The sequence below is a fragment of the Imperialibacter roseus genome, assembly GCF_032999765.1.
GTDB lineage: Bacteria > Bacteroidota > Bacteroidia > Cytophagales > Cyclobacteriaceae > Imperialibacter > Imperialibacter roseus.
In genome coordinates this window covers 548,084-560,326 of the sequence record NZ_CP136051.1, presented here as the reverse complement: position 1 = coordinate 560,326, position 12,243 = coordinate 548,084, and the positions used below count along the sequence as shown (strand labels likewise).

Annotated in this window: 7 protein-coding genes; 5 read left to right on the top strand and 2 right to left on the bottom strand. The window is 47.2% G+C overall.

Annotation, left to right across the window (positions count from 1 at the left end; genetic code table 11):
• Window positions 1-320: 320 nt before the first annotated feature.
• Window positions 321-2,828, top strand: a complete 2,508-nt coding sequence (locus tag RT717_RS02380; protein ID WP_317490146.1) for a cation-translocating P-type ATPase — start codon at window positions 321-323, stop codon at window positions 2,826-2,828.
• A gap of 4 nt (window positions 2,829-2,832) precedes the next feature.
• On the opposite strand, the gene tamL is transcribed toward RT717_RS02380, so the two are convergent.
• A complete protein-coding gene (gene tamL / locus RT717_RS02375; protein WP_317490145.1) occupies window positions 2,833-5,109 on the bottom strand; it encodes a translocation and assembly module lipoprotein TamL in 2,277 nt (758 codons plus the stop codon).
• A gap of 4 nt (window positions 5,110-5,113) precedes the next feature.
• Window positions 5,114-10,138: a translocation/assembly module TamB domain-containing protein gene (locus RT717_RS02370; protein WP_317490144.1), complete on the bottom strand. Its 5,025-nt coding sequence runs from the start codon at window positions 10,136-10,138 to the stop codon at window positions 5,114-5,116.
• Window positions 10,139-10,486: 348 nt separating this feature from the next.
• Here RT717_RS02370 and RT717_RS02365 point away from each other — a divergent pair, with 348 nt between their 5' ends.
• From RT717_RS02365 to RT717_RS02350, 4 genes are all read left to right on the top strand, one after another.
• On the top strand, window positions 10,487-10,816 hold the full coding sequence (locus tag RT717_RS02365) for an ArsR/SmtB family transcription factor (RefSeq protein WP_317490143.1): 330 nt from the start codon (window positions 10,487-10,489) through the stop codon (window positions 10,814-10,816).
• A complete protein-coding gene (locus RT717_RS02360; RefSeq protein ID WP_317490142.1) occupies window positions 10,809-11,300 on the top strand; it encodes an SRPBCC family protein in 492 nt (163 codons plus the stop codon). The genes RT717_RS02365 and RT717_RS02360 overlap by 8 nt, the downstream gene beginning before the upstream one ends.
• Before the next feature lie 120 nt (window positions 11,301-11,420).
• Window positions 11,421-11,834 (top strand): VOC family protein, encoded by a 414-nt coding sequence (locus tag RT717_RS02355; protein ID WP_317490141.1) that lies wholly within the window; start codon window positions 11,421-11,423, stop codon window positions 11,832-11,834.
• Window positions 11,835-11,859: 25 nt separating this feature from the next.
• Complete coding sequence (locus tag RT717_RS02350; protein ID WP_317490140.1) at window positions 11,860-12,240, top strand: hypothetical protein; 381 nt, start codon at window positions 11,860-11,862, stop codon at window positions 12,238-12,240.
• Window positions 12,241-12,243: the final 3 nt, after the last annotated feature.

Below are 12,243 nucleotides of genomic sequence, written 5' to 3'. Positions count from 1 at the left end.
TACTTGTAAATATGCGGTAAAAAATTCCAAAGTTTTCAATTATCATTTGGGCACCACCGTCATGTGCACCCACTTTCCTTATCCCTCAACCTACGATAATAGCTTCAATGTGAGTCTTTTGCAATTATTTCGCTCACTTATGACATTGCGCTTCCCTTTACAGACGCAGTTTGACCAGCTACCATGTACAGCAGTCAGCTATTTTAAGATTTCTCTACTCGTTTCTGTTTAACGAACGGATTATTTCCACTACTTTCCTAAACGGCCTTTAAACATCACAAGGCTGGTGACACAAGAAACTACTGCACAACGAATCGGCTATGGCCAGCAATAACTTTAATATTCAGGGTCTTTCAGCTAAAGAAGTCTTCGAAGCCAGGAAAAAGCATGGTGCCAATACACTGAACTTCAAAAAGGAGAGCGGCCTTATCGAAGCGCTCAAAAGCATCGCCGCAGAGCCCATGGTTGTGCTGCTGCTGGTTGTCTCTTCCATTTATTTTTTCACCGGCAATGTTGGTGATGGCCTTTTTCTGGCGGCGGCCATTGTGCTCGTAGCAGGCATTTCTCTGTACCAGGACTCCCGCAGCCGCAACGCCCTGGAGAAGCTCAAGAACTTCACCCAGCCTATGTGCAAGGTGATAAGAGACGGCGAAACGATAGAAATAAAAAGTGAGGAACTGGTGGTGGGCGACAGCCTGATGATTGAAGAGGGTAATACCATTGCCGCAGATGGCATCATCGTGCATTCCAACGATTTTTCAGTCAACGAATCAATTCTCACGGGCGAGTCGATGGCAGTATATAAAGATGCTTCCAAGGAAGATAACAAGGTTTCACTAGGCACAACAGTTGCCAGCGGATTGGCCATAGCCACTGTTACCGCCATTGGCAACGCCACTAACCTCGGTAAAATTGGCAAAAGCCTCGAAGACATCGCTGAAGAAAAAACACCACTGGAAAAGCAGATAACCAATTTTGTTAAGAAGATGGTACTGATCGGTGCCATTGTCTTTCTGGTGGTATGGGCCATCAACTATTTCCGGTCTTACAATGTGGTCGACAGTCTATTGAAGGCACTGACACTGGCCATGAGCATTTTGCCTGAAGAAATACCCGTGGCCTTCACCACATTTATGGCGTTGGGTGCCTGGCGACTGATGAAGCTTGGCATAGTGGTGAAGCAGATGAAAACTGTGGAGACACTGGGTAGCGCCACGGTGATTTGCACTGACAAAACCGGCACACTTACCGAAAACAAAATGAGCCTGGCGAGGTTGTTTGTGCTGTCTTCACAGGAAATAGCGGATGCTAGTCAGCCGCTTTCAGCAGATGCCCAGTCTCTTGTTCGGTTGGCCATGTGGGCCAGCGAACCCATCCCTTTCGATCCTATGGAGGTGGCGCTGCACGAAGCTTACGGTAAGTTTATGGTCACCGATGAGCGGCTTGTATTCAACATGGCGCATGAGTATCCGCTGGGTGGAAAACCGCCCATGATGACGCATATTTTTGAAGATGGCAATGGTAAAAGAATCATTGCCGCCAAGGGTGCCCCCGAGGCGATGATTGCTGTATCTGGCCTGTCGGCAAGTGAAAAGGAGCAAGTGCATGAAGCCATTAACACCCTGGCAAAGGATGGTTACAGGGTGTTGGGGGTAGGCGAAGCCAGCTTTAATGGCAACGACTTCCCTGCTACTCAGCAGGAGTTTTCCTTTTCTTTCAAAGGTTTGGTGGCTTTTTACGATCCGCCAAAAAAGAATATTCCGTTCGTACTGGAACAGTTTTATGCAGCAGGTATCAAGGTGAAAATTGTGACTGGAGACAATGCCCTCACTACGGGGGCCATTGCCCGACAGGTTGGGTTTCGTGGTTTCGACAAAAGTATCAGCGGCGATGAGTTAATGAAACTATCTGAAGGCGAGCTGAAGGAAAAAGTGGAAGATATGCAAGTATTCACCCGCATGTTTCCCGAGGCCAAGCTGAAAATCATTAACGCCCTGAAGGTGAGGAATGAAATTGTGGCCATGACAGGCGACGGCGTGAACGATGGGCCTGCACTAAAAGCCGCCCATATTGGCATAGCCATGGGCAAAAAGGGCACCGAGATAGCCAAACAGGCTGCTTCACTTATCTTGCTGGAAGACGACCTATCCAAAATGGTGGAAGCTGTAGCCATGGGACGAAAAATCTACACCAACCTAAAAAAAGCCATTCAGTACATTATTTCCATTCATATCCCTATCATCCTTACTGTGTTCCTTCCATTGGCCCTTGGCTGGATCTATCCCAATATTTTCTCGCCGCTGCACATCATTTTGCTCGAGCTGATTATGGGCCCTACGTGCTCTATCATTTATGAGAACGAGCCAATGGAAAAAAACATGATGATCAAAAAACCACGGCCTTTCACCAGCACCTTCTTCAACTGGAAGGAACTGACAACAAGCGTGGTGCAGGGCTTGGCGATTACAGCGGGGACCTTGTCGATCTACCAGCTGGCCGTCCACGGAGGAGCCAACGAGGAAGTGACCCGTACCCTGGTTTTTGTGACTCTCATTTCGTCCAATATCTTCCTTACACTTGTCAATCGCTCTTTCTATTACTCTGTCCTCACTACGCTGGCGTATAAAAACAACCTCGTTGGCCTGATCATTGGCGCCACTGTGGCAATTACAGGCCTACTGCTCTTTGTGCCTCCACTGACAAATTTCTTTGGTTTTGATAATATCAGTGCTGTGCAGCTTTTGACAAGCGTGGTCATCGGTCTCTTGGCGGTGATTTGGTTTGAGATGATAAAGTGGAGGTCAAGAGTAGCCGCTAAAACGGTCTAGTCTTTTAGAACGGATACCCAATCGCAAAATTCAGCACCGGGTTTTTCCAGTCAAAACCAAACCGCTCTCCTTTGGGAAGGTAGGGTTTTTGAATAGGCGCTGCCAGGTCGAGCCTGATCACAAAATTCTGAATATCGACCCGCAAGCCGGTTCCGAAACCAACGCCCAGCTCCCGTATAAAATCGGAAGTGAACTTACCGCCCGGTAAGGAGGCATTCTCGTTGGTCAGCCAAACATTACCGGCATCGGCGAACACGGCACCTTTTAGAAACGAATAGATGGGGAAACGGTATTCAAGGTTGGCTTCCAGCCGGATATCACCAGCCTGATCGAAGAAAGACCCTACACTTTCACTATCAGGCTTATAAGTGCCCGGCCCCAGCGATCTCACCCTGAATGCCCGTACGCTGTAAGGTCCACCGGAAAAGTACTGTTTGGAGAATGGAAGTGTGACCGAATTGCCAAATGGAAAGCCAAACCCTGCAAAAACCCTGGCCACCAACTTTTGGGTCTTGCTGAGGTATCCGTAGTACTGAACATTGATATCGCTCTTGTAATACTGGGCATACTCAAGCCCAAAGAATGTATTTTTCTCACGCTGCGATGTTAGCTTGTTGAGTAACCCCAACCCGTTGCCAGCCATGTCCACATTCAAAGTAACAAAGAAGGGGTTCCGGATGCCTGAGCTCATCAACTCGTTGTAAGTGAAGGTATAAGTCAGGCCTCCAATAAACTTTTGGTCAAAGCTACTTCTCAAGAAATCATTCTCCGCAAGGATTGCGTCAAATTCAGGCGTCGTTTTGGCCAGGTTCACAAAGTTGATGCTGATGGGATTGAGTTCGTGATAAACATATCGGGTGGCATTCCAGCTATAACCAAACGTGCTTGTGAGCGATTGCAGGACATAAAGCTTACTTCTGTTCAAGTACTCCACCCCGGTGCTAAACTTGGTCTTGGGCACAGCATATTTAAAATCCCGCACTATTTCAACAGGAAACAAAAGCCTGGGAAATACCAGATCGCCCTTTAGGCCCAGTTGAATACTCTTTAAACCCGTGTTGTCACCTTTGATTAGCTGCTGCTCATAGCCAGCTTTGCCGGTCGCACTCAGCGTTTCTCCTCCACGGAAAAGGTTGCGGTTGCTGTAAGTAAGCGACAAAGACGGCCCCACAAAGTTGTTGGACTTGGTGACACCCTGAAGTTCTGCTCTCAAAGCTCGCTTTTTCAAAGGAGACAGATAGATATTAGTGGCCAGTTGACCCAACGAATCGCTCGCATTCGCCTCTCCGACCTCATCATACTGAATATTCACAAACTTATAGCTACCGATAGAAGACAGCCGGTTGCTCGTCCGCCGTGAGTCGGTGGGATTATACCTCTTCCCTTTTTCAAGCAAAATATAAGGAGCCAGCCGCCTGGGTTGGAAAAAAGCAGAATCCTGAATATAGTTGATTCCCGAAAGCGCTACAGTGTCATTTTTCACTCCTTCGTTTAGTGAATAATGCGGAAACACATTGATGGAGGCAACCTCGTAAGGGATTACCGACTTATGAGGCACATCTCTTTTTAGCCTGAGGTAGAGGTCGACGGATTTATCATTGTATCCATTGGTGTCGGCTTCAAAAATGAGAAAGTCTGCGTTGAAATTGTAGTAGCCTTTGTCCTTCAGAAAAAAGTCAATCCGATCCCGCTCCACTTTGAAACGCTCCAAATCAAACCTGCCTCCGGGTTTAACAAAGCCACTGCGATTCATATACTTGCTAATCTCTTTGTAAATCGGCAGAGAGCCGCTGTCCAGCTGATAGCTCTTGATAGTGTAAGGGGCGTCTACATGAACCGTGTACTTAACGGAGCCGGTATGTTTGCCTTTTTTTTCCACCGAACTAATCTCACTTCTGAAAAAGCCCCGGTTTTCAAGGCGATTGTTGACAAGCTCCTCCACCCGAAGCGGATTAACGTCGGAGAGATAAACAGGCTCCTCGCCTATCTTTTTATTCAGAAAGCGGTAGTAAAGGCCGGGGTGTTTCCTTTGTGCTTTGTAGTGAGCCAGCAGCCCAAGGCGAACCCCAAGTATTTTAGAGTTGGGCTCGGGCCTCATCACAGTTTCCAGCTCCTCTTCAATGTCGCTTAGCTGATCCACTTTGGTTTCGGCAGTCAAGTCAATTTTTGACCCGGTATAAAGCAACTCGTCCTCCGGGATATACTTTTTTACCCTGCAGGAGGACGCTCCAAGCAAGGCGCTTAGCATAAAAAATACCGATATCTTAATCAATAACTTCAATTTCTTACTTCTTTTCAGCTTGTTCCTCTTCAATCTCCTTTTCCAAACCCTCGTCCTTTGCCATTTTCTGCCAAAGCTCTCTGAACTTATTAAACTCCTTGTTGTACAAAAATGCAATACCAGTGACTATCAGCTGTCCATCGATTACACTTTCAAATTCGTTTTTTCTAAAGCCTTTCAACCTGTATTGGCCGCTTTCAGACAGCAGGTACTCGAGACTTATATTACCGATAACGGGCGTGGTTCCCTCCGTGGCCTGGCTGCTACCCTCAATATTGACAGCGCTGCCCACCTGCACAATCAGTCGATCATTGAACAGCTTCTTTTGTGCATTAATATCGAGTTGCGTACGATCCTGCGGGCTCTCCCCCTGGTAGTCGGTGTAGCTATCGAGTCCAAAATTGAGATCAAGGCCAGTTTTGCCGACCAGTTTATCAGAAAAATTATTCAGCTGACCCGACAGTACTTTGTTTACGTTGCCTCTGGCTACAGACACAGCACCACCGCCACTGCCATCGCTGCCAGATCCGGGGAAAAACCGGTTGAGCACCAGCAGAGAGAATACCTGCTTGTTCAACTCACTTTCCTGACTGTTCAACTGCTGCAGCCTGCCATATACATCACCGCCAATGGCTCCCTGCTCATCTTCAGGCATATCCAGCGCAAAAGACAGCTCTGGTTGCAGCAACTGCCCATCCACATTCAGATAGACCAGGAAAGGAAGCTTTTGCTGGTATTTACTGGCCAGATTGGTGCTTTCTCCTGATGTTCGAATAGCCATCAGAGGAGCCGCCGAGGTTTCTACCTTATAGATAGCCCTCACATTGAGCAAAGCATCAAAGGGATCTCCCCGCCAGGTGATGGTACTCTGTGGAGAGATTTCAAATCGTTTTTTTACCAGGTTGTAGAGGTTGGTCTCGTAATGCCCGCTATTAATGGAGTAGGTGCCAGACAGCGTGGTTCTGCCGTTTGGCTCAAGGCCCACGATCAGATCGCCGGTACCGGACACCTGGAAGTTGTCGCCCGTTTTCTCATCTATGATAATCTTAAAAACGGCATTCTTCTCTACAGACAAATTGGTGTTTACATCGTAGCCGACCAACTGGCCAGCCGCAGTTTTGTCGTCTCCCCTGGTGAGAATATCGTCCGGATTTTCTTTGTTCACAAAAAGTAACACCCCTTCTCGTTCCATGATGTCCACCTGAGATTCAGGTACCACAAATGTGAAATCCGTGCCTTCTTTGATCGCCAGCTTCCCTTTCACAACCGGCACTTTCAGATCTCCGCTAACAGCGAGGTCTGCATCCATTTTCACTTTGCCATAAAAGAGTTCATTGTCATTTTCTGACGCATTCACCGGTTGGAAATTCTCTGCCTTCACTGTAAAGTCGAAAGTAGGGTTGGTCAGGCTTTCAGTGAGCACTTTGCCGTCCAGTCGAAAGGCATTTTTGTCCTTATCAACGATTGTAAAGTTGTCCATATACAAACCTGCGTTATCGACAGTCAGCACCTCGTTTGGCAAGGTAAACTGGGTATTCAGTGAATTAACTTTGAGACTGGCGGCTGCAAAGTTGAGCTTGCCGGTATATTCCGGCGAAGCAGTAGTGCCAGTAATTTTGACTTTGCCAGAAATCTTTCCGCTGGCATCAGAAACCGCCTCAGAGGCAAAGCCCTCAACTGCTTTCATATCGACACTATTGAGGTTCAGATCGAGGTCAATATTGGCTCCTTCTTCGGCTGCCGTATAATCGCCTGTCAGGTCGAGGTCGGCATTCTCACCACTAAGTGCCAGGTTAAAATCGTAGCTTCCTCTACCAACTGATTTCGCATTGACAACCATCTTACCAAATGCAACTTTCATCACCTCCAGCTGATCAATATTGAGGTTGGCTAAAATGCCAGCGTCCCGGAATGGATTTTCAATGATCAGCTTTCCGGCCAAAACGCCGGTCGCCAGCTGCTGGTCAGGATTTAGGGCACTAAGTAGGGTAGCAAGGCTGAACTCCTGAAACAAAATTCCAATATGTTCTTCCTGAGTGTCTGGCAGTGATGAACTAACCGTCAGCGACTGATTCCCTTTACTGAAAGTGAAATCCTCAAATACCATGAGTTTGTCAGAATAGCGGATTTGATTGGTTTCAGGAATTTTCCAGGGTTCTTTGTCGAGGATAAGCCCAGCAGGCACGAGATGATAGGTGATAGCACCTTTTTCCATTCGAATTTCAGACTGAATATAAGCCAGGGTCGCATCTTCGTTAAGTGAGGTGAAGTCAAGCAGGAGCAAGCGGTCTTGCAGCACGCCGGCAAAAGTCGTTTTCTCAACAGCGAGCGGCCCTGCATTTACACCAGCCCAGCCAAACTCAAAAGTCAAGCTGTCTCTGGCTCCCCGCACATCCATTCGGAGACTATCGATCGTATTGCCATTGTACTGCACAAAAGGTGCTCTTAATCTTGCAGCGACAGTTTGAAGAGCCTCATCAAATTCCACCTTCAGGGTAACGGAATCCAGTCGCTCCAGTCCATCGAGCATCACTTCGTTTAGAAAAGGAGATTCACGCACCGTCAGGCTCAACTTCATGGAAGCTGCCTGCAGCACGGTGTCAGTAGCGACGGAGTCAGGGAAATACCGGGTGAACTGCCGGGTGAGGGCTGTTGCCAGAGAAGCCGGAGGTGTATTTGATCTAAGATCCAGATTGAGCGAACGACTGGAAATGTTAAGTGTAGTTGTGTCTTCTTGAATTGAGGCACCCGCCTTGAAGCTACCCAGCGGAAACGACTCTCCTTCATAGACTGCCAACCCATCTTTGATATCGGCCTTAACAGTAAAAAAGTCGGTGTTGCCTTCAAAATCAGCCTGCAGCTTGAACCTTGCCCTGAGGTCCTTGCTTGTTACGCCCAGCGCCCTAAAGTCTGCCCCTTTCAAATCCAGCGTCAACCCAATGGTGGAGGAAGTGGAGTCTAGCTCCAGTAGTGTTTTCAGGGAAACATCCAGGTTTTCATCTTTGAAAGATAGCGTAACGTCACCCTGGCCGTTTTGCATGTCTCCTACCAGCGTTAGCCCCGAGAAATCGTAATGGTTAAACTCAAGCGTTTTAAAGTCAGATTGAAGCGAGGCGTTGAGTGTGGACAAATCTGCCCCCGAGCCGGAAGCAGTTGCCTCGAAAGTAAGAGTGCCCAACTGCTCATTTTTCAATAGCTTATTGAGTTGAAGCTGGTTGACATCAATGTGAGCGCTGAAAGCCAGTTGCTCCTTGTTGGTAAATTTCCCGTCGATATTTACTTCGCCCTCAGGAATAGTCAAAGTAGCAAGCAAAGTCGATCCATCTTTGTCACCTTTCGCTTCCGCCCGCAAAGTGATTGTTTCAGGGAGGGCAATACCAAGTGCTTCTTCGTCTATGAAGCGAAGGATGTCGGATTTTTGCGATTTGATCAGCAGCGGCATGGCTTCAACCCGCAAGTACTCGGGCTGCAGGGCGTGCTTCAGCCCGCCGCTCCACCTTAGCGACGTGCCTTCACCCCAGGCAATGAAAGCGTCTTCCACACTGAAATCATCGAGCCCGCCAGCGACTCGAACCCTGCCATTGATGATTTTTTTACTCAATGTTAAAAGGTATTCGTTGTCTTTTAATTCTGGCGCAAAAACAAAGGCATCGCTCACATCGACCTGCAGCTCGCTGATGTCGACGTCTGCCACCGCTCGCTCCGGCTCATTCAGGGCGCCAGCGATAGATGGGTAACTCAGCTTTAGGTCTGCCTTCATATTGCTCTTGCCAGTTGACAACTCCAGGTCTGACAGCGACAAATTTTCATCGCCCACTTTCAAGTCAAACGCCAGCTGGTCGAGCTGAAAATCACTAGACTCCCGGAAAGTGAAACCGCCGACTTGAATGTGGGCCAATCCCGGATGAAGAGTAACGTCCGACGCTTCGAAGGAAAGGTCGGTAATAGCCATGGCATTTGGGTTGAATATACCTTCCTTCGGCCGAATGGTGTCTGCCTGGTAGGTTACCTGGTTATTTTCAAGTGTGATTGATTCCACGGCTACCTGCCAGTCGGGCCATTCGAAGGTGATCAGGGAGGGCTCACTTACAGTACTGTCGGGCTGTGAGGCCGCTGGCTGCAAGTGTCGACCAGACGTGTAGGCAATTTCAGAATTGTTAAAAGTGAATGATGCTACTTCAACAATATTTTCTTCCAGATTCAACACCGGTATCTCAGCCAACAAGTACCCTACATCAACCAAAAGCAGCAGGGAATCAGGAGCTGATTCATAAAGGAAACTAACGTCTTCAAGCGCTATTTCATCAACTATAAGAAGCGGAAGTGACGATGCGGCGGCTGTGGTATCTTCCGGCGAACTGGCTGTTTGATATTGTTTGTAGGTAACTGCTGACTGATCGAGCGCAAAAGATTCGACGTGAAACTTCATCTGATCGAGGTCGAAGTCGTCCATTTCGAGCTCAAGAGTACCTATTTTCAACAAAGCCAGCATACCGCCAACTTCGTCATCATAAGTAATATCAAAATCATTGAAAGCGATAGATCCAATCTCGATGGTGAAAGGAGCTTCTTCTTTAGGTGGTTCAGTAGCTGCCTGAGTCAAGTCGGGCTCAGCTGCAAATGCAGCTATCAGAAAATCGAAATTGTAGACTCCACTGGGCTCTTTTCTGTTTACCCTGGCAGTAAGCCCTGACCATTCCAGCATTTTCAGGTTGAGACCATCTCCTTTAATTAGCGGAATCAGCGCTACCGATATCTCCAGGCTCTCCGAATAAACCAGTGTGTCGCTCCGCTGGTCTTCTACATAAAGCCCTTCGAGGAAAGCATTGCCCGAGAAAGTGACAAAGAGTCTCCTGATACCCACTTTTGCCCCCGTCTTCTCCTCTACAAAACCAACTGCCTTGCTCACAATGATATCCTGGCCCCAGGGACTTCGGATGATCAAAACGACAATAATGAAAAGCATCAATATGCTCAACACAATTCCGGCAATGATCTTAATGAATTTATTTCCTTTTCTTTCTGGCATACATTCCAATCATACCCTCATGTGCAGGGTGGCAATGTGGGAAAATATTCTAATTAGATTGGAGGGGTATAAGATAATAACGCAAGATAGCACCAAACAGCTATTTTCTAATTCGATAATGAAAGGATCATTGTTTCAGCAAATAGTTCATGCATTGAGATTCTGACACAATTGCGATGCCTTCCCAAAAGCTATTTAATAATTATTTCATTAACAATCAGTTAATTACAGTAATTCTAAACACCCCTGAGGTCACAATCATTCCTTAACAAAAAAGAAAAATAAAAATTATTTGCGTAAGCATATCCTTACGTATATATTTGTAAGTAAATACTTACATAATGCAGAATGGAAATAAGACGAGACGTATTTCAAGCCATAGCCGACCCAACAAGAAGAGACATCTTGAACCTGCTCACCCACAAGTCTCTCAACCTCAATAGCATCGCCGAAAACTTTGACGTTAGCCGACCAGCAATATCTCAGCATATCAAAATACTGACCGAGTGCGGGCTCATTGTTATCGATCAGAAAGGACGGGAGCGCTACTGCCAGGTACAGCCTGAAAAGCTGAGCGCAGTGGCCGATTGGCTGGAGCCCTTCCGCAAAATGTGGGAAAATAGATTTAACCAACTCGATAATTTGCTTAATCAATTAAAAGAAGACAAAGATGAATAAGACAGTTTTCACCAAAGATTTAACTAATAAGAGAATATTAGTTGAAAGGCATTTTGATGCGCCCGTAGCACTGGTTTGGAAAACCTGGACGGAAAGCACCTACCTCGACCAATGGTGGGCCCCAAGCCCATGGAAAGCCAAAACAAAATCGATGAACTTTAAAGAAGGTGGCTACTGGCACTACTGCATGGTGGGGCCTGAAGGAGAAGTAGCCTGGGCGAGGCTTGACTATGGGAAGATCAAAATTCCGATCAGCTATTCGGCCAAAGATTCCTTTTGCGATGAGGATGGTAAAATCAATAAAGACTTTCCGGGAGCGTACTGGGAGGTCAGCTTTTCTCCGACGGGCACCGGCACTAAAGTAAATGTAGTCACATCATACAACTCGGTGGAAGAGCTTGAAGCCATGGTGAACATGGGCTTCCAGGAGGGCTTCGCCATGGCGCACGACAATCTGGACGAGCTAATCAAAACACTTGTCTAAAAATCTCTTTTCATGAATGCGGCAAGTCGCAGACTCCCCTTGTGTTTGTCGCATTCATACCGTAGTGTCATTGTCAAAAAAACTGATATTTGACTATCGAAAACCCAACCCAATACCGATATGACAAAGCAACTTTGGCTCAACCTGCCTGTGAAAGATGTAAAGAAGTCAAAAGCCTTTTTTACCAAGCTTGGTTTTCAGTTCAGCACCGGGCCTGGAGACACTGAAACCTCTGCGGCTCTCTTGGTCGGAGAGAAAAATGTGGTGGTGATGCTGTTTGAAGAGCCTGCCTTTAAGGGTTTTGCAAATGCTGAAATTGCCGACACAAGCAAAGGCTGCGAGGTGCTACTCTCCATAGATACCGAAAGCAAAGAGGAAGTAGATACTTTGACTCAGAAAGCGATTGATGCGGGCGGGAAAAGCTCGCACAAGCCGTCCGCAATGAGCGGCTGGATGTATGGCAGTCTTTTTATTGATCTGGATGGGCACCGCTGGAATGTGCTCTACATGGACATGAGTAAAATGAAAAATTAACTTTCACCAACCTAAACCTACTACTATGAACTTCTTTAAAAGCGCAGGGGCCGTTCTGCTTGGACTGGTTGTCATCTTTGCGTTGTCTCATATCACCGATGTTGTTCTTGAGAAATCGGGGCTTATGCTGTTACCATTCGATTTAAATCCACTTTGGTTCAAACTCTTCGTCACTTTCTACCGCACTTTTTATGTGTTTGTCGGCGGTTACGTCACTGCCAGAGTAGCCCATATTAATCCAATGAGGCACGCTATTATTCTCGCTACCATTGGCACTGTGTTGGGTATTCTTGGCGCAGCGGCCATGTGGAGTGAGCCGCCTCATTGGTATCCGGTTGCATTGGTTATTCTTGGCTGGCCAAGTGCCTGGTTGGGCGGCAAGCTCAGGGTTGGATTCGGCAGATGAGCT

Bases quoted from the DNA above. Each gene is read 5' to 3' on its own strand.
- RT717_RS02350 (WP_317490140.1), top strand. From the start codon at position 11,860: ATGAACTTCTTTAAAAGCGCAGGGGCCGTTCTGCTTGGACTGGTTGTC.
- RT717_RS02355 (WP_317490141.1), top strand. From the start codon at position 11,421: ATGACAAAGCAACTTTGGCTCAACCTGCCTGTGAAAGATGTAAAGAAG.
- RT717_RS02360 (WP_317490142.1), top strand. From the start codon at position 10,809: ATGAATAAGACAGTTTTCACCAAAGATTTAACTAATAAGAGAATATTA.
- RT717_RS02365 (WP_317490143.1), top strand. From the start codon at position 10,487: ATGGAAATAAGACGAGACGTATTTCAAGCCATAGCCGACCCAACAAGA.
- RT717_RS02370 (WP_317490144.1), bottom strand. From the start codon at position 10,138: ATGCCAGAAAGAAAAGGAAATAAATTCATTAAGATCATTGCCGGAATT.
- RT717_RS02380 (WP_317490146.1), top strand. From the start codon at position 321: ATGGCCAGCAATAACTTTAATATTCAGGGTCTTTCAGCTAAAGAAGTC.